Source organism: Pseudomonas sp. 22515 (assembly GCF_052044625.1).
GTDB lineage: Bacteria > Pseudomonadota > Gammaproteobacteria > Pseudomonadales > Pseudomonadaceae > Aquipseudomonas > Aquipseudomonas alloputida.
Genome location: NZ_JBQENN010000021.1, coordinates 19282 through 44381, shown reverse-complemented (window position 1 = coordinate 44381; position 25100 = coordinate 19282). Strand labels below are relative to the sequence as shown.

Below are 25100 nucleotides of genomic sequence, written 5' to 3'. Positions count from 1 at the left end.
AACGTGACCCTGATCTACGGCCATCGCGGCGCCAAGGGCGAAGCACCCGAGAACACCCTGAAGAGCTTTCAGCAATGCCTGTCCCATGGCGTGACCCGCTGCGAGCTGGACCTGCACTTGTCATCCGACAACGAACTGATGGTCATCCACGACCCCACCCTCAAGCGGACCACGGGCCGGCGCGGCAAAGTGGTCGAGCACCCGGCCGCCGAACTGGTCAAGATCGATGCCCGCAAAGGCGGCCCGGGCCATGTGCAGCCCTGCCCGATCCCGAAACTGGAAGAGCTGTTCGAAAAATGCCCGTTCGAACACTGGCAACTGGAGGTGAAAAGCGCCTCGCGCACCCGCGCGGCCACCACCGTCCTGGCGATCCGTGAACTGGCCCAGCAATATGGCCTGCTGGACAAGGTGACCATCACCTCCAGTTCACGCGAAGTACTGGGCGCCGCCCTGGAACTGGTGCCAGACGTGAAGCGTGGGCTGGTGGCCGAATACGCCTGGCTCGACCCGCTGAAGGTGGCACAGAACTACGGCTGCGAACTGCTGGCATTGAACTGGACGCTGTGCACCCCCGAGCGCCTGCTCAAAGCACAGGGCCAGGGTTTGCATGTGTCGGTGTGGACGGTCAACGAGCCGGCACTGATGCGCCGGCTTGCTGACTTTGGTGTGGACAGCCTGATTACAGACTTTCCCGGTTTGGCCAAGACCACCCTCGGGTAGGGTTGAAATCGGTCTCTCCGACCGGCTCAGGCCACCGGTCGGAGCCGCTCAAAAAAGCCGGTTCAGGCCGTCATAGGCAGCTACCCGATAGGCTTCGGCCATGGTCGGGTAGTTGAACGTGGTGTTGACGAAGTACTTCAGGTTGTTCTGCTCACCCGGCTGGTTCATGATCGCCTGGCCAATGTGGACGATCTCCGAAGCCTGGTAGCCGAAGCAATGCACGCCGAGGATTTCCAGGGTTTCGCGGTGGAACAGGATCTTCAGCATGCCCTGCGGCTCGCCGGCGATCTGCGCACGCGCCATGCTCTTGAAGAAGGCCTTGCCCACTTCGTACGGCACCTTGGCCTGGGTCAGCTCCTGCTCGTTCTTGCCGATCGAGCTGATCTCGGGAATGGTGTAGATACCCGTCGGCACGTCGTTGACGAAGCGCCAGCTGCCGTTATCGACAATGCTGCCAGCGGCCGACCGGCCCTGGTCATGGGCGGCACTGGCCAGGCTTGGCCAGCCGATCACGTCGCCGGCACCGTAGATGTTCGGCACGGTGGTGCGGTAGGCCTCGTCGACCTCGATCTGACCGCGGCTGTTCACCTTGATGCCGATGTTTTCCAGGCCCAGCTTGTCGGTGTTGCCGGTACGGCCGTTGCACCACAGCAACGCGTCGGCCTTGATCTTCTTGCCCGACTTGAGGTGCAGGATCACCCCGTTGTCCAGGCCTTCGACGCGCTCGTACTCCTCGTTGTGGCGCACGGTGATGTTGTTGTTGCTGAAGTGGTAGCTCAGCGCCTGGGAAATCTCCGAGTCGAGGAAGCTCAGCAGCTGGCCACGGTTGTCGACCAGCTCGACCAATACGCCCAGGCCACTGAAGATCGAAGCGTATTCGCAACCGATCACGCCGGCACCGTACACGATCAGCTTGCGCGGGGTATGGCTGAGGCTGAGGATGGTGTCGCTGTCGTACACGCGCGGGTGGTGGAAGTCGATGTCGGCCGGGCGGTAGGGGCGCGAGCCGGTCGCGATGATGATGTGCTTGGCGTTGAGCTTCTCGACCACGCCGTTCGGGCACACCACTTCCACGGTTTGCTCGTCGGCAAAGCTGCCGGTGCCGACGAACACGTCGACGCGGTTACGGGCATAGTAGCCGGTGCGCGATGCCACCTGCTTGGCGATGACCTTTTCGGCGCTTTTCAGCACGTCCGGGAACGAGAACCAGCGCGGTTCGCCGATGGCACGAAACATCGGGTTGGTGTTGAACTGCATGATCTGCCGCACCGAGTGACGCAGTGCCTTGGACGGAATGGTACCCAAGTGGGTGCAGTTGCCACCGACCTGGCGACGGTCATCGACCATCGCTACCTTGCGCCCTGCTTTGGCGGCGTTCATTGCCGCGCCTTCACCGGCCGGGCCGGAACCCAGCACCACTACGTCGTAGTTGTAGACAGCCATGCGTACTCCTTCAGAACTGGCCCGCAAGCCACGGTCGCTCGCGGGGCACGATCATGCCGCCGGGGCGCCATGAGAAAATTCGGGTGCAGTCTAATCAACCCTGAACGCCGCGCACATTAACCCTTGGTCGCGTCGTAGGCCAATTTTGCCCGCACTACATATGCTTCACCCATTCCCTGGCGGCAATCATCCCTGCCAGTGCTTTCACTGGCCTTTCACTGCCCGTTCGAACGCGGGCGTAGCTCGGGAGACGAAGCCTCCCTCTGCTCGAGTCACCAAAACCGCCGCCAAGTCATGCGCCACGGCAAAATCCCAGCCTTGCTGTGGGCCCAGGATGAGTAGCAGCGTCGAATAGCCATCGGCCAGCAGTGCTGAGGCGTCCAGCACCGTAACGGCAGCCAGGTCATGTTCGACCGGGCGCCCGAGGCGGGCATCGAAGGTGTGCGAATAGCGCCGGCCATTCTGCTCGAAATAGTGCCGATAGTCACCCGAGGTTGATACTGAAAGGCTATTGACCGGAATAATTTGGCGAGCGATCTGACGGTCTTCGCGGGGCAGTTCCAGGGCAATACGCCAAGGGCTGCCGTCAGGCTTGCGGCCAACCGCCTTCAGCTCGCCAGTGGCCTCGGCGACAAAACTGCTGACACCCATGGCCTGCAGGCGCGCAGCGATCAAGTCGACAGCATGACCGGCGACGATACTGTTGAAGTCGAGCTGCACCGGGGCATCCTTGCACAGGGCTCGACCTTTGACGCGCAGGTGCTGGTAGCCCACACGCTGGCGTACCTGGGCCAGTGCCTGTGGTTCGGGCACCTGCTGGTGACGGGCCTGAGGGCCGAAGCCCCACAGATCGAGCAAAGGCTCTACCGTGAGATCGAAGGCGCCATCGCTCTGCTCGGCAAGGTGCTGGCCCAGGCTGACCAACGCGAGCATGTCAGGCGGCAGGGCCAGGCACTGGCCGGCAGGCAAGCGGTTGAACTGGCTTACGATGGAATCGCCGCGGTAGGTCGAGTAGTGGTGGTCGATGTCGTGCAGGATGGTTTCCACCGCCCTCTGCACCTGGGCCGGCTCCGGGCCACCAGGCTCGCGGACGTACTGGATGCTGTAGCTGCTGCCCATGGTCGGGCCACCCAGGCGCTCCAGGGTGGGGCCCTGGTTGCAGGCGGTGAGTAGCAGCAGAATGAACAGTAGGGCTGTGCGCACAGTAGGGTTTCTCGGTTGCCAGTGCTGGCCTCTTCGCGGGTNCGAAAGGGCCGGCACTGACAACACACATTCAGAATAAAAAAAACGGGAACCCGAAGGTTCCCGTTTTTTCATTGCCTTACAAGCGAATCAGCGTGGAAACGCTGGCGGGTTCACACCGGCCATGTCTTCCATCACACGAACCACCTGGCAGCTATAACCAAATTCGTTGTCGTACCAGACGTACAGAACAACGCGGTTGTCGTTGGCGATGGTCGCCTCTGCGTCAACCACACCGGCATGGCGCGAGCCGACGAAGTCGGTCGAAACCACTTCCTGCGAAGCCACGTAGTCGATCTGCTTGTGCAGCTCCGAGTGCATGGCGGTCTGGCGCAGGTACTCGTTGATCTCGTCGCGGGTGGTGGCCTTTTCCAGATTCAGGTTCAGGATGGCCATCGAAACGTTCGGCGTCGGAACACGAATCGCGTTGCCGGTCAGCTTGCCCTTCAGCACTGGCAGTGCCTTGGCAGCAGCGGTGGCGGCGCCGGTTTCGGTGATTACCATGTTCAGCGGCGCGGCACGGCCACGGCGGCTGCCCTTGTGGAAGTTGTCGATCAGGTTCTGGTCGTTGGTGAACGAGTGAACGGTTTCGACGTGGCCGTTGACGATGCCGTACTGGTCGTTGATGGCCTTGAGCACCGGCACGATGGCGTTGGTGGTGCAGGAGGCCGCCGAGATGATCTTGTCATCGGCAGTGATATCACCGTGGTTGATACCGTGCACGATGTTCTTCAGCGCGCCCTTGCCAGGTGCGGTGAGGATCACGCGGGCAGCACCCGGGCAGGCCAGGTGCTGGCCCAGGCCGTCGGCGTCACGCCATACGCCGGTGTTGTCGACGATGAGCGCATTGTCGATGCCGTACTGGGTGTAGTCGACTTCGCTCGGGCTCTTGGCGTAGATAACCTGGATCAGGTTGCCATTGGCGGTGATGGTGTTGTTGGCTTCGTCGATGGTGATGGTGCCATCGAACGGGCCGTGCACCGAGTCACGGCGCAGCAGGCTGGCACGCTTGACCAGGTCGTTTTCGGCGCCTTTGCGCACGACGATGGCACGCAGACGCAGGCCGTCACCACCACCGGTCTTCTCGATCAGGATGCGCGCCAGCAGGCGGCCGATGCGACCGAAGCCGTACAGGACAACGTCGGTGCCTTTGCGCGCCGAAGCGTTCTGCTGACCGACCACGTCGGCCAGCTCTTCACGGACGAACTGCTCGGCAGTGCGGCCATTGCCTTCCTGCTTGAACTTGTTGGCCAGCTTGCCCAGGTCGACCGATGCGGCGCCCAGTTTCAGCTCGCTCATGGCCTTGAGCAGGGGGAATGTCTCGTGGACGGACAGTTCGGTTTCGTCGGTTTGGCGGTGGCGCGCAAAGCGGTGCGCCTTGAGGATCGAGATAACCGAACGGTTGATCAGGCTGCGGCCATAAATCGAGCTCACCACATTGTTATTGCGGTAGAGCTGACCGATAAGCGGGATCATCGCTTCAGCCAGGGCTTCACGATCAATCCACTCACCAAGACACTGGTCGGGCTTCTGAGTCACGGGAACCTTCCACATGTAGGGACAGAAAAAAGGGGCTACATTATGACGCCCCAACGCGGAACCGGCAATGAGTGCCTGTCACAGTGACGCAAGCCAGCGTTCATGCCCTTTCGAGCCTGACAGCCGGCACTGTCACCGGTACAATCGGTCTCTTTGCCGCAACGCTTGGAGTGCAATCTCCCGTGTCAGTTCTGCGCCTACCGCAAATGTCGGCCACGGCCGGCAAACAAACCTGGGGCAACCTGCCCGGTGCCGCCCTCAGCCTTGCCATCGCCGAAGCCGCCAGCAGCGCTGGCCGCTTCACCCTGCTGCTGACGGCCGACAGCCAGGCCGCCGACCGTCTGGAGCAGGAGCTGCGCTTCTTTGCCCCAGACCTGCCAGTGCTGCCGTTCCCCGATTGGGAAACCCTGCCCTACGACCTGTTCTCGCCGCACCAGGACATCATCTCCCAGCGCATCGCCAGCCTGTACCGCCTGCCGGAGCTGAGCCACGGCATCCTCGTGGTGCCGATCACCACCGCCCTGCACCGCCTGGCACCCACGCGTTTTCTGCTGGGCAGCAGCCTGGTGCTGGATGTGGGCCAGACCATCGACGTGGAACAGATGCGCCTGCGCCTGGAGGCCAGCGGCTACCGTTGTGTCGACACCGTCTACGAGCATGGCGAGTTCGCCGTGCGCGGCGCGCTGATCGACCTGTTCCCGATGGGCAGCAAACTGCCCTACCGCATCGACCTGTTCGATAACGAGATCGAAACGCTGCGCACCTTCGACCCCGAGACCCAGCGCTCGATCGACAAGGTGGATTCGGTGCGCCTGCTGCCGGCACGCGAATTCCCGATGCAGAAGGAAGAAGTGACCCGCTTCAAGGCACGCTTTCGCGAGCGCTTCGACGTCGACTTCCGCCGCAGTGCAATCTTCCAGGACCTGGCCAGCGGCATCATCCCCGCCGGTATCGAGTACTACCTGCCGCTGTTCTTCGAAGAAACCTCGACCCTGTTCGACTACCTGCCGACCGACACCCAGGTGTTCTCGCTACCCGGTGTGGAACAGGCCGCCGAGCACTTCTGGAACGACGTGCGCGGGCGCTATGAAGACCGCCGCGGCGACCTCAGCCGGCCGCTGTTGCCGCCGGCCGAGCTGTTCCTGCCGGTGGAAGATTGCTTCGCCCGGCTCAAGCAGTGGCCCCGGGTGGTGGTCAGCAGCGAAGCGCTGGAGCCTGGCGTGGGCCGCGAGCGCTTCCCGGCGCGCGCCCTGCCCAACCTGGCCATCGAGGCCAAGGCCAACCAGCCGCTGGCCGAGCTGGCCAACTTCCTCGACCAGTTCCCCGGCCGCGTGCTCTTCACCGCCGAATCAGCGGGCCGCCGGGAAGTGCTGCTGGAACTGCTCGAACGGCTGAAGCTGCGCCCGCATACCGTCGAAGGCTGGGACGATTTCATTACCGGTGCCGAGCGCCTGGCGATCACCATCGCCCCGCTGGACGACGGCCTGCTGCTGGACGATCCAGGGCTGGCCCTGATTGCCGAAAGCCCACTGTTCGGCCAGCGAGTGATGCAGCGCCGGCGCCGTGACAAGCGCGGCGAAACCGCCAACGACGCGGTCATCAAGAACCTCACCGAGCTGCGCGAAGGTGCGCCGGTGGTGCACATCGACCATGGCGTCGGGCGCTACCTGGGCCTGGCCACGCTGGAAATCGACGGCCAGGCCGCCGAATTCCTGACGCTGGAATACGCCGAGAACGCCAAGCTGTATGTGCCGGTGGCCAACCTGCACCTGATCGCCCGCTACACCGGCAGCGACGACGCCCTGGCTCCGTTGCACCGGCTGGGTTCGGAGGCCTGGCAGAAAGCCAAGCGCAAGGCCGCCGAACAGGTCCGCGACGTGGCCGCCGAACTGCTCGACATCTATGCCCGCCGCGCCGCGCGCAAGGGCTACGCGTTTGCCGACCCGTCCGCCGACTACGCCACTTTCAGCGCCGGCTTCCCGTTCGAGGAAACCCCGGACCAGCAGGCCGCCATCGAGGCCGTGCGCGCCGACATGCTGGCACCCAAGCCAATGGACCGCCTGGTCTGCGGCGACGTGGGCTTCGGCAAGACCGAAGTGGCCATGCGCGCGGCGTTCATCGCCGTGCACAGTGGCCGCCAGGTGGCCGTACTGGTGCCCACCACCCTGCTTGCCCAGCAGCATTACAACAGCTTCCGCGACCGCTTTGCCGACTGGCCCGTGACCGTGGAAGTGATGAGCCGCTTCAAATCGGCCAAAGAAGTGGCCGCCGCCGCCGCGGACCTTGCCGAAGGCAAGATCGACATTCTCATCGGCACCCACAAGCTGCTGCAGGACGACGTACGCTTCAAAGACCTGGGCCTGGCCATCATCGATGAAGAGCACCGCTTTGGCGTGCGCCAGAAAGAACAGCTGAAGGCGCTGCGCAGCGAGGTCGATATCCTCACCCTGACCGCCACGCCGATTCCGCGCACGCTGAACATGGCGGTGGCGGGCATGCGCGACCTGTCGATCATCGCCACGCCGCCAGCACGCCGCCTGTCGGTGCGCACCTTCGTCATGGAACAGAACAAGAGCACGGTCAAGGAGGCGCTGCTGCGCGAACTGTTGCGCGGTGGCCAGGTGTATTACCTGCACAACGATGTGAAAACCATCGAAAAATGCGCCGCCGACCTTGCCGAGCTGGTGCCCGAGGCACGCATCGGCATCGGCCACGGGCAAATGCGCGAACGCGAGCTGGAACAGGTGATGAGCGATTTCTACCACAAGCGTTTCAACGTGCTGGTGGCCTCGACCATTATCGAAACCGGTATCGACGTGCCCAGCGCCAACACGATCGTCATCGAGCGCGCCGACAAGTTCGGCCTGGCCCAGCTGCACCAGCTGCGTGGCCGGGTTGGCCGTAGTCACCACCAGGCCTACGCCTACCTGCTCACACCTACCCGTCAGAAGGTGAGCGCCGACGCCGAAAAGCGCCTGGAGGCGATCGCCAACACGCAAGACCTTGGCGCAGGCTTTGTGCTGGCCACCAACGACCTGGAAATCCGCGGTGCCGGCGAGCTGCTGGGCGAAGGCCAGAGTGGGCAGATCCAGGCAGTGGGCTTCACCCTGTACATGGAAATGCTCGAACGTGCGGTCAAGGCAATCCGAAAAGGTACCCAGCCGAACCTTGAGCAACCCCTGGGTGGCGGCCCGGAGATCAACCTGCGCCTGCCGGCACTGATCCCCGAGGACTACCTGCCTGACGTGCATGCGCGCCTGATCCTGTACAAACGCATTGCCTCGGCTGCCGACGAAGAAGGCCTCAAGGACTTGCAGGTCGAGATGATCGACCGCTTCGGCTTGCTGCCAGAGCCGACCAAGAACCTGATGCGCCTGACGTCACTCAAGCTGCACGCGGAAAAGCTCGGCATCAAGAAAGTCGATGCGGGGCCCAACGGTGGCAAGCTCGAGTTCGAAGCCGAAACACCGGTCGACCCACTGACCCTGATCAAGCTGATCCAGGGTCAACCCAAACGCTACAAGTTCGAAGGCGCCACCCAGTTCCGCTTCCTGGTACCGATGGAACGCCCCGACGAACGTTTCAATACCCTGGAGGCGCTGTTCGAGCGCCTGACCCCACAGCCTGCCTAAGGAAGACTCATGCGTGCCATCCGTTGCCTGACCCTGCTGCTGGCGCTGTTCGCCCCAGCGGCCTTCGCCGAAGGCCTGTATCAGGTAGAAATGATTCTGGTGCGGCAGAACAGCGTGCCCGCCTTCACCAGCCCGTTCGCCCCCGAAGACTGGAGCGCTGGCGCCCCACGCCTGGCGAAAGAGGCCGAGCGCCCCCCAGCACTTGAAGATGAAGCCACCCGCCTGGAAGCCACCGCCGACTACACGGTGCTGATGCACAAGGCCTGGCAACAGCAGGTGGGCAGCGAACCCAGCCGCATCGCCCTGGGCGAAGGCACCGAACAGTTCGGGCACTTCCCTATCGAAGGCAACCTGAGCATCGCTGAAGGCCGCTTCATCACCGTCGAGGCCAACTTCTGGGTCAACCAGCTGGATGGCAACGGCAACGTGCTGCAAAGCGAGCAGTTCAGGCAAAGCAACAGCAACGTCAAGGGCGGCCAGCTGACCTTTCTCGACGGCGGGCACCTGGCGGTGCTGCTGAAGGTGACCCCACCAGGCACGCCGAAAATGCCGGTGATGGACCCGGAGATGATGGAGCAGTAAGCCCATGAAGGACGATGCCGCCGAAATGGTGAACGCCTATCCGAACTGGATTCAATCGTTCAGCAAAGCTGCCCTGCAGCGCGGTGAGCGCTATGCCGAGGAAGGCAGGGCCGAACTGGAAGGCATTCATGGGCCAACCATAACGGCCAGTTGCCAGGGGAGCGGCAACAACCACTACCGGCAACACATCAAGTTGCACGTAGCGGGCGGCCGGTGCCATGTGCGCGGTGACTGCGATTGCCCGGTACGGCAAAACTGCAAGCATTGCGCCGCTGTCCTTTTCTGCGTCAGCGAGCGCTTTTCCAGCAGTAAGGACACGCAAGCCAACCCGGGCGCCTTGTCCGCCGAACTGCAGCACTGGTTGAGCGGCCTGGAGCAGGCCCCACCCAAGACCGACGCGACCGAAGACAAACGCGGGCGCATGGTGTGCTATCAGCTGCAGCTCACCGACGATGCGGGCTGCGCCCTGCTTGTGCGCAAGGGCACGCGAACGGAGGACGGCATCCGCTTCAGCCGCGTCCAGTCCCTTTACGATTTCCTCTACGAGCCACCGCGCTTCGTAACAGACGAAGACATCCGCATTCTGCGCCTGCTCTCGGCCCTGAATCAGGGCGGCGGCCAGGATCGCGGCTACCGACTGAAGGGCCATGAAGGTGGCGAGCTGTTCCAGCGCGCCCTCGAAACCGGGCGGATGTTCTTCGACACCGACCTCCCCCTGCTTCATGAAGGCCCGGTGCGCCACGCCGAGTTTCGCTGGGTACGCCTGGACAACGGAAATTACCGGGGGCGGTGGTACAGCGGCGAAGCGATGCTGCGCTGCGTCATCCCGCTGCTGCCGCTTTACTACCTGGACCTGCCGACCCGTGAAGTGGGCAAGGTCGAGCACAGCCTGGATCCCCACGTCGCCGTACAGCTGACTATTGCACCCGACGTGCCGGAACACCTGGTCGTACCCCTGAGCCACAAGCTCAATGCCCTCAGCCATAAGGTGCCGACCCCGACGCAAGTGCAGGAGCAGTTGCTCGATAACATCCAGCCAAAGCCCCTTCTTGCTCTCGGCAGCCTTGAATACACCGCCTACATGCCGAAAACCGGTCGCATGCAACGGCAAATGCAACACCGCGCCGCATTGGCGTTCGATTATGACGGCTTGCAGGCCAGCGGCACCGACGAAAAGCCGCTGACCCGCCTGGCAGGCAGCACCAGCCAGCGCATTCGCCGCCAGACTCAAGCCGAGCAGGCGCTGCGCAAGGTACTGCGCGATTTCGGCTTCAAGCCCGCCACACGGCAGAGCAAGGCCCTACCCGACAGCGCCGGCGAAATGCACCAGTTGCCTGACGACGAAGCCTGGCTGCGCTTTGCCCGCGAAGGCCTGCCGCGCCTGCGCGAAGCCGGCTGGGACATCGATATTCACCGCGACTTCGCCTTCAACCTGCAGGAGGTGGACGACTGGTATGCAACCATCGACGAAGCGCCTGGCCATGAATGGTTCGACCTGGAACTCGGCATCGTGGTCGATGGCCAGCGCCACAGCCTGCTGCCGATCGTGTTGCACCTGCTGCGCAGCAGCCCGGAGCTGCTACGCCCTAGCGAACTGGCCCGGCGCAGCGATGATGAACACCTGCTGATCGACCTCAATCGCGGCCGTCTCGATGCCCCGGCTTTGCGCGTCGCCCTGCCCTATGGCCGCATCAAGGCAGTCATGGGCACCCTGGGCGAGCTCTACCTGCACGAGGACACTGCAGGCCCGTCCCTGCGCATGGAGCGCGCCGACGCCGCGCGTCTGAACGAAATAGAAGGCCTGCCCCTGCACTGGGAAGGTGGCGAGCACGTACGCGATCTGGGCCGGCGCCTGCGCGATGCCCGGGACCTGCAGGTAGAACCGCCCACAGGGCTGCAGGCCAGCTTGCGCCCCTATCAGCAGCAAGGCTTGAACTGGCTGCAGGCCCTGCGCGAGATGGGTACCGGCGGTATCCTCGGCGACGACATGGGCCTGGGCAAGACCCTGCAGGCCTTGGCCCATCTGCTGCTGGAGAAACAGTGCGGGCGCCTGAATGCACCGGCCCTGGCAGTCATGCCGACCAGCCTCATACCCAACTGGCTGGACGAAGCCCAGCGCTTCGCCCCCGACCTGCGCGTCCTGGCACTGCATGGGCCGGGGCGCAGCAAGCACTTCACCAAACTCCATGAGTACGATCTGGTCCTGACCACTTACGCCTTGATGCCACGCGACCTGGAACAGCTGCGCCCCCAGGCCTGGCACGTGCTGATACTGGACGAGGCGCAAAACATCAAGAGCAGCAGCAGCAAGGCTGCCCTCGCCGTCTGCGAGCTACAGGCCGGGCAGCGCCTGTGCCTGACCGGCACGCCAATGGAAAACAACCTGGGCGAACTGTGGTCGATCTTCCACTTCCTGATGCCCGGCTGGCTGGGCGACCTGAAGCGCTTCAACCAGGATTACCGCAACCCGATCGAGCGCCACGGTGACAGCGAGCGCATGGCCCACCTGGCCAGCCGCATCCGGCCGTTCCTGCTGCGCCGCACCAAGGAGCAGGTAGCCACAGAACTGCCGGCCAAGACCGAGATGGTGCACTGGGTCGAGCTCAGTGATGCCCAGCGCGATACGTACGAAGCCGTGCGAGTGGCCATGGACCAGAAAGTCCGCGACGAAATCGCCCGCAATGGCGCCGCACGCAGCCAGATCGTGATCCTCGATGCGTTGCTCAAGCTGCGCCAGGTGTGCTGTGACCTGCGCCTGGTCAAGGGGGTAGAAAGCAAAGGCAACCAGGCCGACAAGGGCAAGCTGGGTGCGCTGCTGGAGATGCTCGAAGAACTGCTCAGCGAAGGGCGCCGGGTGTTGTTGTTCTCACAGTTCACCTCGATGCTGGCGCTGATCGAGCAGGAGCTTGAGAAGCGCAAAATCCGTTACAGCCTGCTGACCGGTGATACTCGCGACCGTCGCACGCCAGTGCAGCAGTTCCAGCAAGGTGAAAGCGAAGTGTTCCTGATCAGCCTCAAGGCAGGGGGCGTAGGCTTGAACCTGACGGCGGCGGACACCGTGATCCACTTCGACCCCTGGTGGAACCCGGCCAGCGAAAACCAAGCTACCGACCGTGCCTACCGCATCGGCCAGGACAAGCCGGTGTTCGTGTTCAAGCTGATTACCCGGGGTACGGTGGAAGAGAAGATCCAGTTGTTGCAGCAGGAAAAGGCAGCACTGGCGGCCAGCCTGCTGGACGGCGGGCAGGCTGGGCAATGGCGGCTTGGCGATGAAGAAATCGAGGCCCTGTTTGCGCCATTGCCTGGAAAGCGCGGGCGGTAGACCAAAAGCGGATACAGCCTGTGCGGGCCTCTTCGCGGGCAAGCCCGCGCCTACACACGCATCGGTGATTCGGCACAGGCCGCTGTAGGAGCGGGTTTACCCGCGAAGAGGCCGGACCTGCCGGCCAATTACCACCCGCCGTTCACCGTTGCCGCCGCCACCGTATCCGCGGGTAAACCCGCGCCTACAGGCACGCATCGGTGGTTCGGCACAGGTCGTCGTAGGAGCGGGTTTACCCGCGAAGAGGCCGGACCTGCTGGCCAATTACCACCCGCCGTTCACCGTTGCCGCCGCCACCGTATTCGCGGGTAAACCCGCTCCTACAAGCATGAGATGCGGTACCTGTGAGCGCGAACAGGCCAGCAGTCAATCGACCAGCTGAGCTTCCCTCAACGCCCCCAACGCCTCCAGCCAGCGCGGCTGCTGGCGATAATCGGTCCGCGCAAACCCTTGCCCACGCATCCGGGCAATCCGCGGCGATGGCTTGACCTTCATGCGCTGCGCCGCACTCAGCGCCAGCTCCGCCGCCGCCCGGTCATTGCACACCAGGCCCATATCACAACCGGCGCTCAGCGCCGCCTCGATACGGCTGGCCGCGTCGCCAACCACATGCGCACCAGCCATCGACAGGTCATCACTGAAAATCACCCCATCAAAGCCCAGCTCGCCACGCAGGATGTCCTGCAACCAACGCCGCGAGAAGCCAGCGGGCTGGTTGTCAACCTGCGGGTAGATGACATGCGCCGGCATCACTGCCGCCAGTTGCCCACTCAGGCGGGTAAACGGCACCAGGTCGGCCTGGCGCAGTTGTTCCAGGCTGCGCTCATCGGTGGGGATGGCCACATGCGAATCGGCTTCGGCCCAGCCATGCCCTGGGAAATGCTTGCCACACGCGGCCATACCTGCCGCATTCATGCCACGGATGAACGCGCCGGCCAGTCGCGTTGCACGCAGCGGGTCACCCTCGAAGGCGCGGCTGCCCACCACGGCGCTACGCTGGTGGTCCAGGTCGAGCACCGGAGCAAAGCTGAGGTCCAGGCCAACTGCCAGTACCTCGGTCGCCATCAGCCAGCCGCATTGTTCAGCCAGGTATTCAGCATTGTCGTTATCGGCCAGCGCACGCATGGCCGGCAGGCGCACAAAGCCCTGGCGCAGACGCTGTACGCGACCACCTTCCTGATCCACTGCCAGGATCAGCTCGGGGCGAATGGCGCGGATGGACGCGCACAGTTCGCGCACCTGGCGCGGGCTATCGATATTACGGGCGAAGATGATCAGGCCAGCCACTTCCGGCTGGCGAAGCAGTTGACGGTCTTCGGCGGTCAGCCATTTACCGGCGATATCCACCATCAGGGAGCCTTGCAGGCTGACAGTCATGGGTAATCCTTCATTGAAGACAGAGAGAAGCCCACCGGGGGGCAGCAGACACCGGCAGACACGCGCTGTTGGCCACCGGCGAAGCCATAAAGGCGCTGGTCAGCAAGGGAAATGTGAAGTAGATCGAGATAGGGCATGGGCGCTAGCTTAGCGGAAGCGCCCCGCCACGCCCAGCCTTCAGGCCTTGGCTGTAGCCGAACTGGTCTTGGTTCGCGGACGCAGCTGCGCAGTGGCCATCGCCTCGTCGGTTACACCGCTGTCAGCGCGCATGCCTGCCGCCAGGAACGGCACCATCAGGCGCATCACCTGCTCGATCGAGGTATTGATGCCGAAGTCAGTCTCGGCAATCGCCCGCAAGGCCTTGATACCGGACATGCTGAAGGCCGCGGCACCCAGCATGAAGTGCACACGCCAGAACAGTTCCAGTGGCGGAATGCGTGGCGCAGCCTCGTTCACCAGCAGCATGTAGCGGCGGAACACCTTGCCGTACATGTCTTCCAGATAGCGCCGCAGGTGACCCTGGCTCTGGCTGAACGCCAGACCCAGCAGGCGCATGAAGATCGACAGGTCGTTGTTGCTACGCGGCTGCACGGCCAGCGCCTGCTCCACGAGCATTTCCAGCAGTTCTTCAAGGCTGGGCTTTTGCTCCGGCTTGGCCTGGCGGCGCTCCAGCTCACGCTCGAGACTGGCGCAGAATGGGCCGAGGAAACGGGAAAAAACAGCCTGGATCAGCGCCTTCTTGGAGCCGAAATGATAGTTGACTGCCGCCAGGTTGACCCCGGCCTTGCTGGTAATCAGCCGCAACGAGGTTTCGGCGAACCCCCTTTCCGCGAACAGCTGCTCGGCAGCATCGAGAATGCGTTCAACGGTTTCCGATTGGGCCATGACTACTCCGACTACTCCGTCAGACAAACAGGTGTTTGAAACATACGTTTCAGCCCTGCTTCTGTCAAGGCTCGGTGACTGGGCGGTCGCCATTTAAAAGCGCCAGCCGGCCCACTGCAAGCGCCACCTCTTCTGTTTATTGCGGCTTTTGGCTTGCAGCGCACTCAGTACTGTATATAATCCCAGTCACTGTACAAAAAGACAGAGCGCTTACCATGTTGAAACTGACGCCACGCCAAGCCGAAATTCTCGCGTTCATCAAGCGCTGCCTGGAAGACAACGGCTTCCCACCTACCCGCGCCGAGATTGCTCAGGAGCTGGGCTTCAAGTCGCCCAATGCCGCCGAGGAGCACCTCAAGGCCCTTGCCCGCAAGGGCGCGATCGAAATGACGCCGGGCGCTTCCCGCGGCATCCGCATCCCTGGCCTGGAAGCCAAGGCCGAAGAAACCGGCCTGCCCATCATCGGCCGGGTCGCTGCCGGTGCGCCGATTCTTGCCGAACAGCACATCGAGCAATCCTGCAACATCAACCCTGCCTTCTTCCACCCCCAAGCCGACTATTTGCTGCGCGTACACGGCATGAGCATGAAGGACGTCGGCATCTTCGACGGTGACCTGCTGGCGGTGCACACCTGCCGTGAAGCCCGTAACGGCCAGATCGTGGTGGCGCGCATCGGCGACGAAGTTACCGTCAAGCGCTTCAAGCGTGAAGGCAGCAAAGTCTGGCTGCTTGCCGAAAACCCCGAATTCGCCCCCATCGAAGTCGACCTGAAAGAACAGGAGCTGGTGATCGAGGGCTTGAGCGTCGGCGTCATTCGCCGCTGATCCAGGAGGCGTCATGCAGCAGTTCATTCACGCACCCGAGCAAGTCCAGTTGCCCCTGTTCGAAGCATTCCTCGCCCAGCCCGTGCTGCCAGGCCTGAAAGCCAGGGAACCGGCGCGCAAGAGCAGCCAGCCCGAGCTGTTCAGCGAACTGTCGCTGCGCGGCGCCCCTGGCCACTGCCAAAGCCTGCTGGCGCCCGTGCTGCGCGAGCTGAGCGAAGAGGACGAGGCCCGCTGGCTGACCCTGATCGCCCCACCGCCAAGCCTGACCCAGGCCTGGCTGCGCGATGCCGGGCTCAACCGTGAACGTATTCTGCTGCTGCAACCCCGGAGCAATCAAAGTGCGCTGCAACTGGCCTGTGAGGCTTTGCACCTGGGCCTCAGCCACACCGTGGTGAGCTGGCTGGGCAACGTCAATGCCACTGCACGCCAGCAACTGCTACGTGCAGCCAGTGCCGGAAACGCACAAAGCCTGAACATCCGCCTCGGCTGATGTTCAGGCTCTGCCTGTCACTTCAAATAGCCTGATACGCTGCTGCACACTCAGTGCAGCACACGCGGCCCTTCATCACGCTCGAGCTCGCCATCCATCAGGCGACCGGCCATCTGCACGCCCACACTGAGCATGGCCTTGGCCACTTCCACATGCTGACCCTGCAGGAACACCTTGGCGTCTTCCGAGAAATCCAGGGTTACCAGAGAGCCCTCATCCTCGGCGCGACGAAGTTCGATGCGGCCATCAGGCAACTCGACAATTTCCAGAAAAGACGTAGACATAAATGGCAGTTCTCCGCGAAAGGCGATTATTGTACCAGCCGTTGCGGCTATCAGCACTCACTCAACGCGTCACGGAAACGTCTCACCAAACTTTTAAGGTCATTGCGCCAGCTTTCCAGCTCGGCACGCGACAGCGCTGGATGCTCAGGCTCATCAAGATTGACAGCTTGAATCAGGGGTTGGGTAACGTCGGTTTTCGGCGCTTTTCTGGCGACCGGTGGTCGGAACAAATCGGCATAAGCACCGAGCATTTGCGCCAGCCAGGTTTCCCGCTGGCGGGCCAGTTCCAGCAACTCGGCCACTTCCGGGATGGCGATACCGTTCAGGGCATCGTCGGCCAGGGCTTGCTCCACCGTTGCGACGACCGGCAGGCGATAGAAGCCCCCGATTTCATGGCACAGCCCCAACAGAGCGCCATACAGGTGGAACAGCGCCGACTCGCGCTCAGCCTGAACCAGGCCTTGGGCATTCATGGCCTGGCTTTGTTCAGCCTTGGCCATGGACTCGAGGGCGAGGCCGGCGAAGAACAGTTTCTGGTTGGTGCGGGTGTAGAGTTCCTGGGCCACTTCAGTGCCCTCCCATAAGGCTACAAGGCGGATATCTGCATCATAAATGATTGGGGCCGCTTTGCGCCCCTTCGCGGGCTTGCCTGCTCTCACCAGTACAGNCCCGCGAAGGGCCGCAAAGCGGCCCCACATTACAGCACCGATGGATCAGCGCTTGTCTTCAACCTTCCAGGCATTGCCGTCGTAAAACGCCTTCCAGCCGGTCGGCTTGCCATCGACCTCGGACTGCACGTACTGCTCCTTGGTCTTGCGGCTGTAGCGAATCACCGCCGGGCGGCCATCCGGGTCTTTCTGCGGCGCATCGCACAGGAAGTGGTACTTCGGGTCAATCTCATGCTTGTGCGGCACAATCTCCAGCACCAGCGGCGCACGGGTTTCGCGGTTCTTGGGGAACTGGCTGGCAGCCAGGAACAACCCGGAAGCACCGTCGCGCAGCACGTAGGTATCGTCGACCTTCTCGCACTTGAGCTCCGGCATGTCCACCTTGTCCATCTTCGGTGGCGCCGCCTCGCCGCTCTTGAGCAGCTTGCGGGTGTTCTTGCACGCCGGGTTGGTGCAGCCGAAGAACTTGCCGAAACGGCCGGTCTTCAATTGCATCTCGCTACCGCACTTGTCGCACTCCAGGCTCGGCCCTTCGTAACCCTTGATGCGGTAGTTGCCTTCTTCGATCTCGTAACCGACACAATCCGGGTTGTTACCGCAGATGTGCAGTTTGTGTTTCTCGTCCAGCAGGTAGGCATCCATCGCCGTGGCGCAGATCGGGCAACGGTGCTTGCCCAGCAACACGCGCGATTCCGACTCGCCCTCGTCGTCAGCGGCAATCTCGTCGCCCGGCACCAGGTTGACGGTAGCCTTGCAGCGCTCTTTCGGCGGCAGGCTGTAGCCAGAGCAGCCCAGGAACACGCCTGTAGAGGCGGTGCGAATCATCATCGGCCGACCACATTCCTTGCACGGAATGTTGGTCATGGTCGGCTGGTTGGCGCGCATGCCGTCTTCACTGGACTCGGCAGTCTGCAGCTTTTTGCTGAAATCGCCGTAGAACTCGTCGAGCACGTTCTTCCAGTCACGCTCGCCCTGGGCCACGTCGTCGAGGTTCTCTTCCATGTCGGCGGTAAAGCCGTAATCCATCAGGTTGGAGAAGCTCTCCGACAAGCGCTCGGTGACGATATCGCCCATCTTCTCGGAGTAGAAGCGGCGGTTGTGCAGCGTCACATAGCCACGGTCCTGGATGGTGGAAATGATCGCCGCGTAGGTCGATGGGCGGCCAATGCCGCGCTTTTCCATTTCCTTGACCAGGCTGGCTTCGGTAAAGCGTGCAGGCGGCTTGGTAAAGTGCTGGCTCGGGTCGATCTGGATCAGTTTCAGCGCTTCACCCTGAACCATCTCTGGCAGCACGTCGTCTTCGCCCGGCTTGCTCTGCTGTGGCAGCACACGGGTGTAGCCGTCGAACTTGAGGATGCGGCCCTTGGCACGCAGCTCGAAATCGCCGGCAGCGACGGTAACGCTGGTGGACAGGTACTGCGCTGGCGGCATCTGGCACGCCAGGAACTGGCGCCAGATCAGCTCGTACAGGCGCTCGGCGTCACGCTCCATGCCGCTGAGCTTGGTCGGGTGGGTATTCACGTCAGAAGGCCGAATCGCTTCGTGCGCCTCCTGGGCGCCCTCCTTGCTGCCGTAAACCAGTGGTGCCTCCGGCAGGTACTGCTTGCCGAACTCCCGTTCGATGTAGCTGCGTGCCATATCCAGGGCGTCAGCCGACAGGTTGGTCGAGTCGGTACGCATGTAGGTGATGTAACCGGCTTCGTACAAGCGCTGGGCCATCATCATGGTTTTCTTCACGCCAAAGCCCAGGCGGTTACTGGCCGCTTGCTGCAAGGTGGACGTAATGAACGGTGCCGATGGCTTGCTGCTGGTCGGGCGGTCTTCGCGCTTGACCACGCTGTAACTGGAAGCCTTGAGCTTTTCCAGTGCAGCCATGGCCTGAGCTTCGTTCAGCGGCTTGAAGGCCTCGCCCTTCTCGCGCGCCACCTCGAAACGCACCTTGGCGTTCTTGGCGGTGCCGAGGTCGGCGTGGATCTCCCAGTACTCTTCCGGGATGAACGCGCGGATCTCACGCTCACGCTCAACCACCAGCTTCACCGCCACCGACTGTACACGGCCAGCGGACAGACCACGGGCAATCTTGGCCCACAGCAGCGGCGAAACCATGTAACCGACCACGCGGTCGAGGAAGCGCCGCGCCTGCTGGGCGTTGACCCGGTCGATGTCCAGCTCGCCTGGCTGCGAGAACGCTTCCTGAATGGCCTTCTTGGTAATTTCGTTGAACACCACGCGCTTGTAGCGGGTGTCGTCACCCCCGATGGCCTCGCGCAGGTGCCAGGCAATGGCTTCCCCTTCGCGGTCCAAGTCGGTTGCGAGATAGATGGTGTCGGCATCCTTGGCCAGGCGGCGCAGCTCTTCGATCACCTTTTCCTTGCCAGGCAGGATCTCGTACTTGGCCTTCCAGCCATGGTCGGGGTCGACGCCCATGCGTGCCACCAGCTGGCGGCGGGCCTTCTCTTTCGGCGAAAGCGCCGGAGCCTCACCCGCAGCCTTGCCACGCTTGGCGGCCGGCTCTTTGCTCGCGCTGGCCGAACCGCTGGTGGGGAGGTCTCGGATATGGCCGATACTCGACTTCACCACGTACTGGTTGCCCAGGTACTTGTTGATGGTCTTGGCCTTGGCCGGGGATTCCACAATGACCAGCGATTTGCCCATGGATCGGAGTATTCCTGAATCTGAAGATAAAAAACGCGCCAAGTGCCAGACGCGGCACCGCTATATATAGTGGCAAAAGTGTGAGGTCAAGCTCGGACGATCACGCGTGCGACTTGCCCAGCAACCCGGGCAGCCCCTCTTCGGCCTTGACCAAAGCAAAGCGTGGCACCTGCTCGCCGTCAAATTCGACGGACTCCTGGAACATCGAAAGGGGACGTACCCAGAAGCTGTAATCACCATACAGGCATTGGTAGAACACCATCCACTCTTCGGTTTCGGAGTGCCGCGCAACACTGAAGACACGGTACTCAGGCCCTTTGTAATGCCGGTATACGCCTGGTTGTATCTGCATGTTGCACACCTCCTGAAGAAAACCTGAAAAAACAAAACCGGGGCACTAGGCCCCGGCTGCTGTCCCGCTACGCGATCAGACGCGTTCGAAGACAGTGGTGATACCTTGGCCCAGGCCGACGCACATGGTCGCAACACCCAGCGTACCGCCATTTTGCTTCATGACGTTGAGCAGGGTGCCGGAAATCCGCGCCCCGGAGCAACCGAACGGGTGGCCCAAAGCAATGGCGCCGCCGTGCAGGTTAACCTTCTCATCCATCTTGTCGAGCACTTTCAAGTCTTTCAGCACGGGCAGGGCCTGTGCAGCGAAGGCTTCGTTGAGCTCGATGAAGTCAATATCGGCCATGGTCAAGCCCGCACGCTTGAGGGCTTTCTGGGTCGATGGCACCGGGCCGTAGCCCATGATTGCCGGGTCGACACCGGCAACTGCCATCGAACGGATCACCGCCAATGGCTGGATACCGAGGTCCATGGCACGCTGACCGGACATGACGATCATGCACGAGGCGCCGTCGGTGATCTGCGACGAGGTACCGGCCGTGACCGTACCGCCTTTCGGGTTGAACGCAGGCTTCAGCGATGCCAGGCCTTCGAGGGTGGTTTCCGGGCGAATGGTTTCGTCGAAATCGAACACCTTCAGGAAGCCGTTCTCGTCGTAGCCCTGCATCGGGATGATCTCGTCCTTGAACTTGCCTTCGACCGTGGCCTTGTGGGCCAGCTGGTGCGAACGCAAGCCGAACAGGTCCTGCTGCTCACGGGTGATGCCATGCATCTTGCCGAGCATTTCTGCAGTCAGGCCCATCATCCCGGAAGCCTTGGCGGCATGCAAGGACAGGTGCGGGTTGGGGTCTACGCCATGCATCATGCTGACGTGGCCCATGTGCTCCACGCCACCGACCACGAACACATCACCGTTACCGGTTATGATCGCCTGGGCGGCCGTGTGCAGCGCGCTCATGGACGAGCCGCACAGGCGGCTGACGGTCTGCGCCGCGGAAGTGTGCGGGATCTGGGTCATCAGCGAGGCCATGCGGGCGATGTTCCAGCCCTGCTCCAGGGTCTGGTTGACGCAGCCCCAGATCACGTCCTCGACTTCTTTCGGGTCAACCTTGCCGTTGCGTTCCAGCAGCTTGCTGATCAGGTGCGCCGACATGTCTTCGGCGCGGGTGTTGCGGTGCATGCCACCCTTGGAGCGGCCCATTGGCGTGCGACCGAAGTCGACAATCACCACGTCTCTTGGATTCAGGCTCATATCAAATCTCTCGCTCTAGCTCGTTGACCGCTCAGTTGAAGAAGCGCTGGCCGTTCTTGGCCATTTCACGCAGCTTGGCGGTCGGGTGGTACAGCGGCCCCAGGTCGGCATACTGATCGGCCAGGGCGACGAATTCGGCCACACCGATCGAGTCGATGTAACGCAGCGCACCACCGCGGAAGGGAGGGAAACCAATGCCGTAGACCAGGCCCATGTCGGCTTCGGCAGCGGTTTCGACGATGCCGTCTTCCAGGCAACGCACGGTCTCCAGGCACAGCGGGACCATCATCCAGTTGATGATGTCTTCGTCAGTGACTTCGCGCTGCTCGAACACGATCGGTTTGAGCACGTCGAGCACGGTGGCATCGAAAACCTTCTTCGGCTTGCCGCGCTTGTCGGTTTCGTAGGCGTAGAAGCCCTTACCGTTCTTCTGGCCCAGGCGGTTGGCCTCGTACAACGCGTCGACTGCCGAGCGGCGCTCGTCCTTCATGCGATCCGGGAAGCCTTCGGCCATGACGTCACGGCCGTGGTGGCCGGTGTCGATGCCGACCACGTCCATCAAGTAGGCTGGGCCCATCGGCCAGCCGAACTTCTCCATGACCTTGTCGATGCGCACGAAGTCGACACCGGCGCTGACCAGCTTGGCAAAACCGCCAAAGTACGGGAACAGCACGCGGTTGACCAAAAAGCCCGGGCAGTCGTTGACCACGATCGGGTTCTTGCCCATTTTCTTGGCGTAGGCCACGGTGGTGGCGACCGCCACGTCACTGGACTTCTCACCACGGATCACTTCCACCAGCGGCATCATGTGCACCGGGTTGAAGAAGTGCATGCCGACGAAGTTTTCCGGGCGCTTGAGCGCCTTGGCCAGCAGGTTGATAGAGATGGTAGAGGTGTTGGAAGCGAGGATCGCATCGTCCTTCACCTGGCCTTCCACTTCCGCCAGTACCGCTTGCTTGACCTTCGGGTTCTCGACCACTGCCTCGACGACGATGTCGACATTGGCAAAATCGCCATAGGACAGGGTCGGTCGAATGGCGTTGAGGGCCTCGGCCATCTTGGCTGGGGTCAGGCGGCCCTTCTCGACGCGGTTGCCAAGCAACTTGGAGGCCTCGTTCAGACCCAGCTGAATGGCTTCTTCGCGGATGTCTTTCATCAGGATCGGCGTACCTTTGACCGCCGACTGGTAGGCGATACCGCCGCCCATGATGCCGGCGCCGAGCACGGCGGCCTGCTTCACGTCGTGGGCGATCTCGTCATGCGCCTTGGCCTTGCGCTTGAGTTCCTGATCGTTGAGGAACAAGCCGATCAGGCTCTCGGCGACCGAGGTCTTGGCCAGCTTGGCAAAGCCTGCGGCTTCAACTTCCAGGGCCTTGTCGCGACCGAAGTTGGCGGCTTTCTGGATGCTCTTGATCGCTTCGACCGGGGCCGGGTAGTTCGGGCCGGCCTGGCCAGCGACGAAGCCCTTGGCCGTCTCGAAGGCCATCATCTGCTCGATGGCATTGAGCTTGAGCTTTTCCAGCTTCGGCTGGCGCTTGGCCTTGTAGTCCAGCTCGCCACTGATGGCACGCTTGATCAGGTCGAGGGCACCGGCCAGCAGCAGCTCAGGGGCGACCACCGCGTCGACGGCCCCCACTTTCAGGGCGTCTTCGGCACGGTTTTCCTTGCCGGCGGCGATCCACTCGATGGCGTTGTCCGAGCCGATCAGGCGCGGCAGGCGCACGGTACCGCCAAAGCCCGGGTAGATACCCAGCTTGACTTCCGGCAGGCCGATCCTGGCGCTGGTGGACATGACCCGGTAGTCGGCCGCCAGGCACATTTCCAGGCCGCCGCCCAGCGCGATGCCGTTGATGGCGGCAACGGTCGGCACTTCGAGGTCTTCGAAGGCGTTGAAGATACGATTGGCTTCCAGGTTGCCGGCGACCAGTTCGGCCTCAGGCAGCTTGAAGTTGTCGACGAACTCGGTGATGTCGGCGCCGACGATGAACACGTCCTTGCCACTGCTGACGATCACGCCTTTGACCGAGGCATCGGCCTGGATGGCATCGACGGCCTGGCGCAGCTCGTTCAGGGTAAGGCGGTTGAACTTGTTGACGGACTCACCCTTGAGGTCGAACTTGAGCTCGACGATGCCACTTTCAAGAGCCTTAACCGTGATGGCTTTACCTTCGTAAATCATCAACTGATCTCCACGATATGGAAGCTGAACTGTACACGCCGATCACTGCAGCAGAAGCAGGCCTAAGCTGCCTTGCCCCAGGCACACCCGTCAGCGCGCTAGTCGGAAGTATGGCTTGGCGTCATGACATACAAACGCTCAATTCATACGCCCGTTTGATTTGGGTGTGCACACATTCTCCGAAAAGATGGGCGTTGTCAAATGCTCACGAGCACGGCGAAAACGCGACTTTCCAGTCATTTTCTATCGTCCGGGTACAAAACATGATGACAGTGATCGCCGGTCATTCATGTCAGCGATTGACCACAAGCATTGGCTGACGGCTTTGCGCTTGCGCGGCGAGCCAGTGCGACTACACTGGCACTTGCTTGAATGAATAACCCGGCCTGCCTGGCCTTTTCTGCGCAGCAGAACGCAAAGCGGCGACTTGGCACCCCACCCCTTCAGGGTTATGCCGAGCCGCCGCTTTGTCGTTGCAGAACAGATTGACCCGCCTGGATGCCCCCGTAGGAGCGGGTTTACCCGCGAAGCAGGCACCGCGGAGTTTGGCACCGGCTCTGCCAGTGTTCGCAGATGAATCCGCGCCTACAGGGGTCGCGCATGGGCGGCGCTCAAGCCAAGGTTTCGAGGGCGTAGGCAACATCCTGCAACACAGCAGTATCGCCACGTTCGGTCCAGTAAAGGGCAATCATCCGCGCATCGGCCTCGACCTTGTATACACTCGCCGGCAAGCGCGACAAGGCGCCCATGAAGCGTGGGTCTTCGCAGGGCTCGCGCCACTGGTTCCACCACACCCCGGGGCTGACCTGCCAGAAGCTGAAGCTGTCCTCATGCCCACGGCGCCGGGCTCTGTGATACTGCGGGCAAGGGCTTGGCGGCTCCTTTTCCAGCCAGTGCGGCCACTGCTGCGGCGCCAGTTGCATGGCCAACCCCATGCGCCGCGCCTCCAGGCGCAACTTCATCTGCTCGCTCTGCTTGCGCGAGCTGCGCAGCCAGGAAAGCGGACTGAGAATCAGCGCAAGGATTGACACCACCAGCAATACCGTCATATCAGTAGTTCCCATAAAGCGTTGCAAATGAGCTGGTTAGCCATTTTTCACGGTAGACCCGCCCTAAAGCGACCATACTTCTTCTATCGCGATTGTCAGGAGTACCGCTCATGCAATACGAACATTTGTTGGTCGCCGTCGACCTGACCGAAGAATGCGACCCGGTGATCAAGCGCGCCATGGCGCTGGCAGAGCCTTCGAATGCCAAGGTATCCCTGGTGCACATCGTCGAGCCGATGGCCATGGCCTTCGGCGGTGACGTACCGATGGACCTGTCGCAGCTGCAACAGCAGCAGTTCGACCAGGCCAAGGAGCGCATGGACCGCCTGTTCAACAAATACCCGGGAATCAACCGCGGCGACTCGCACCTGACCTACGGCCAGCCTCGCCAGGAAATCCACCAGTTGGCCAAGGACCAGCAGTGCGATCTGATCGTTGTCGGCAGCCATGGCCGTCACGGCCTGGCATTGCTGCTGGGCTCCACGGCCAACGATGTGCTGCACGGTGCGCCGTGTGACGTGCTGGCGGTACGCTTGCTGAAAAAGGATTGACTGGACCTGAACCCGCCTCTTCGCGGGCCAGCCCGCGCCTGCAAGGGTATGGCAA

Annotated in this window: 19 protein-coding genes; 7 read left to right on the top strand and 12 right to left on the bottom strand. The window is 62.4% G+C overall.

Annotated elements, in window-relative coordinates; all coding sequences use genetic code 11:
• The first annotated feature begins 3 nt into the window (after positions 1-3).
• A complete protein-coding gene (locus tag ACTJJN_RS19235; protein ID WP_003248799.1) occupies positions 4-720 on the top strand; it encodes a glycerophosphodiester phosphodiesterase in 717 nt (238 codons plus the stop codon).
• A 48-nt stretch (positions 721-768) separates the two neighbouring features.
• Here ACTJJN_RS19235 and sthA read toward each other — a convergent pair whose 3' ends face one another.
• The 3 genes from sthA to ACTJJN_RS19220 all read right to left on the bottom strand — a co-directional run bounded on the left by sthA (position 769) and on the right by ACTJJN_RS19220 (position 4959).
• The gene (gene sthA, locus ACTJJN_RS19230) at positions 769-2163 is read right to left on the bottom strand and encodes a Si-specific NAD(P)(+) transhydrogenase (RefSeq protein WP_010953139.1); all 1395 of its coding nucleotides are present in this window, start codon (positions 2161-2163) and stop codon (positions 769-771) included.
• 204 nt (positions 2164-2367) lie between these two features.
• Positions 2368-3366 carry an FAD:protein FMN transferase gene (locus tag ACTJJN_RS19225; RefSeq protein ID WP_012053154.1) on the bottom strand — a complete coding sequence of 333 codons (999 nt, stop codon included), beginning with the start codon at positions 3364-3366 and terminating at the stop codon, positions 2368-2370.
• Positions 3367-3495: 129 nt separating this feature from the next.
• Positions 3496-4959, bottom strand: coding sequence for a glyceraldehyde-3-phosphate dehydrogenase (locus tag ACTJJN_RS19220; protein ID WP_010953137.1), 1464 nt, complete (start codon positions 4957-4959; stop codon positions 3496-3498).
• Positions 4960-5126: 167 nt separating this feature from the next.
• On the opposite strand from ACTJJN_RS19220, the gene mfd reads away from it, so the two are divergent.
• From mfd to ACTJJN_RS19205, 3 genes are read left to right on the top strand one after another with little or no spacing between them, the layout of a single operon-like run.
• Positions 5127-8576, top strand: a complete 3450-nt coding sequence (gene mfd, locus ACTJJN_RS19215) for a transcription-repair coupling factor (protein WP_012053155.1) — start codon at positions 5127-5129, stop codon at positions 8574-8576.
• Positions 8577-8585: 9 nt separating this feature from the next.
• Positions 8586-9158 carry a CsiV family protein gene (locus ACTJJN_RS19210; protein WP_003248789.1) on the top strand — a complete coding sequence of 191 codons (573 nt, stop codon included), beginning with the start codon at positions 8586-8588 and terminating at the stop codon, positions 9156-9158.
• 4 nt (positions 9159-9162) lie between these two features.
• The gene (locus ACTJJN_RS19205; RefSeq protein WP_088513652.1) at positions 9163-12480 is read left to right on the top strand and encodes a DEAD/DEAH box helicase; all 3318 of its coding nucleotides are present in this window, start codon (positions 9163-9165) and stop codon (positions 12478-12480) included.
• A gap of 366 nt (positions 12481-12846) precedes the next feature.
• Here ACTJJN_RS19205 and nagZ read toward each other — a convergent pair whose 3' ends face one another.
• Complete coding sequence (gene nagZ / locus ACTJJN_RS19200; RefSeq protein WP_178085923.1) at positions 12847-13845, bottom strand: beta-N-acetylhexosaminidase; 999 nt, start codon at positions 13843-13845, stop codon at positions 12847-12849.
• Positions 13846-14034: 189 nt separating this feature from the next.
• A complete protein-coding gene (locus ACTJJN_RS19195) occupies positions 14035-14742 on the bottom strand; it encodes a TetR/AcrR family transcriptional regulator (RefSeq protein ID WP_003248784.1) in 708 nt (235 codons plus the stop codon).
• A gap of 215 nt (positions 14743-14957) precedes the next feature.
• Here ACTJJN_RS19195 and lexA point away from each other — a divergent pair, with 215 nt between their 5' ends.
• Positions 14958-15566 (top strand): transcriptional repressor LexA, encoded by a 609-nt coding sequence (gene lexA / locus ACTJJN_RS19190; protein WP_003248781.1) that lies wholly within the window; start codon positions 14958-14960, stop codon positions 15564-15566.
• 13 nt (positions 15567-15579) lie between these two features.
• Positions 15580-16056 carry an SOS-induced cell division inhibitor SulA gene (sulA, locus tag ACTJJN_RS19185; protein ID WP_161774727.1) on the top strand — a complete coding sequence of 159 codons (477 nt, stop codon included), beginning with the start codon at positions 15580-15582 and terminating at the stop codon, positions 16054-16056.
• 50 nt (positions 16057-16106) lie between these two features.
• Here sulA and ACTJJN_RS19180 read toward each other — a convergent pair whose 3' ends face one another.
• The 7 genes from ACTJJN_RS19180 to ACTJJN_RS19150 all read right to left on the bottom strand — a co-directional run bounded on the left by ACTJJN_RS19180 (position 16107) and on the right by ACTJJN_RS19150 (position 24494).
• Positions 16107-16340, bottom strand: a complete 234-nt coding sequence (locus ACTJJN_RS19180; protein WP_003248777.1) for a hypothetical protein — start codon at positions 16338-16340, stop codon at positions 16107-16109.
• A 50-nt stretch (positions 16341-16390) separates the two neighbouring features.
• Positions 16391-16906 (bottom strand): DUF6586 family protein, encoded by a 516-nt coding sequence (locus ACTJJN_RS19175; protein ID WP_003248773.1) that lies wholly within the window; start codon positions 16904-16906, stop codon positions 16391-16393.
• Between the two features lie 147 nt (positions 16907-17053).
• A complete protein-coding gene (gene topA, locus ACTJJN_RS19170) occupies positions 17054-19663 on the bottom strand; it encodes a type I DNA topoisomerase (RefSeq protein ID WP_003248770.1) in 2610 nt (869 codons plus the stop codon).
• 100 nt (positions 19664-19763) lie between these two features.
• Positions 19764-20015 carry a DUF1653 domain-containing protein gene (locus ACTJJN_RS19165; protein ID WP_003248769.1) on the bottom strand — a complete coding sequence of 84 codons (252 nt, stop codon included), beginning with the start codon at positions 20013-20015 and terminating at the stop codon, positions 19764-19766.
• 75 nt (positions 20016-20090) lie between these two features.
• The gene (gene fadA / locus ACTJJN_RS19160; protein ID WP_440781519.1) at positions 20091-21266 is read right to left on the bottom strand and encodes an acetyl-CoA C-acyltransferase FadA; all 1176 of its coding nucleotides are present in this window, start codon (positions 21264-21266) and stop codon (positions 20091-20093) included.
• A gap of 31 nt (positions 21267-21297) precedes the next feature.
• A complete protein-coding gene (fadB, locus tag ACTJJN_RS19155) occupies positions 21298-23445 on the bottom strand; it encodes a fatty acid oxidation complex subunit alpha FadB (protein WP_014753932.1) in 2148 nt (715 codons plus the stop codon).
• A gap of 611 nt (positions 23446-24056) precedes the next feature.
• Entirely contained in the window at positions 24057-24494 is a 438-nt protein-coding gene (locus ACTJJN_RS19150; protein ID WP_003248762.1) for a hypothetical protein, read from the bottom strand.
• Positions 24495-24604: 110 nt separating this feature from the next.
• On the opposite strand from ACTJJN_RS19150, the gene ACTJJN_RS19145 reads away from it, so the two are divergent.
• Positions 24605-25045, top strand: coding sequence for a universal stress protein (locus ACTJJN_RS19145; protein ID WP_012053160.1), 441 nt, complete (start codon positions 24605-24607; stop codon positions 25043-25045).
• Positions 25046-25100: the final 55 nt, after the last annotated feature.

Excerpts from the sequence above, each read along its gene's own strand:
- sulA (WP_161774727.1), top strand. The coding sequence starts at position 15,580 with ATGCAGCAGTTCATTCACGCACCCGAGCAAGTCCAGTTGCCCCTGTTC.
- ACTJJN_RS19150 (WP_003248762.1), bottom strand. The coding sequence starts at position 24,494 with ATGACGGTATTGCTGGTGGTGTCAATCCTTGCGCTGATTCTCAGTCCG.
- ACTJJN_RS19220 (WP_010953137.1), bottom strand. The coding sequence starts at position 4,959 with ATGTGGAAGGTTCCCGTGACTCAGAAGCCCGACCAGTGTCTTGGTGAG.
- lexA (WP_003248781.1), top strand. The coding sequence starts at position 14,958 with ATGTTGAAACTGACGCCACGCCAAGCCGAAATTCTCGCGTTCATCAAG.
- fadB (WP_014753932.1), bottom strand. The coding sequence starts at position 23,445 with ATGATTTACGAAGGTAAAGCCATCACGGTTAAGGCTCTTGAAAGTGGC.
- ACTJJN_RS19205 (WP_088513652.1), top strand. The coding sequence starts at position 9,163 with ATGAAGGACGATGCCGCCGAAATGGTGAACGCCTATCCGAACTGGATT.
- ACTJJN_RS19145 (WP_012053160.1), top strand. The coding sequence starts at position 24,605 with ATGCAATACGAACATTTGTTGGTCGCCGTCGACCTGACCGAAGAATGC.
- ACTJJN_RS19195 (WP_003248784.1), bottom strand. The coding sequence starts at position 14,742 with ATGGCCCAATCGGAAACCGTTGAACGCATTCTCGATGCTGCCGAGCAG.
- ACTJJN_RS19180 (WP_003248777.1), bottom strand. The coding sequence starts at position 16,340 with ATGTCTACGTCTTTTCTGGAAATTGTCGAGTTGCCTGATGGCCGCATC.
- ACTJJN_RS19210 (WP_003248789.1), top strand. The coding sequence starts at position 8,586 with ATGCGTGCCATCCGTTGCCTGACCCTGCTGCTGGCGCTGTTCGCCCCA.
- fadA (WP_440781519.1), bottom strand. The coding sequence starts at position 21,266 with ATGAGCCTGAATCCAAGAGACGTGGTGATTGTCGACTTCGGTCGCACG.
- ACTJJN_RS19165 (WP_003248769.1), bottom strand. The coding sequence starts at position 20,015 with ATGCAGATACAACCAGGCGTATACCGGCATTACAAAGGGCCTGAGTAC.
- topA (WP_003248770.1), bottom strand. The coding sequence starts at position 19,663 with ATGGGCAAATCGCTGGTCATTGTGGAATCCCCGGCCAAGGCCAAGACC.
- sthA (WP_010953139.1), bottom strand. The coding sequence starts at position 2,163 with ATGGCTGTCTACAACTACGACGTAGTGGTGCTGGGTTCCGGCCCGGCC.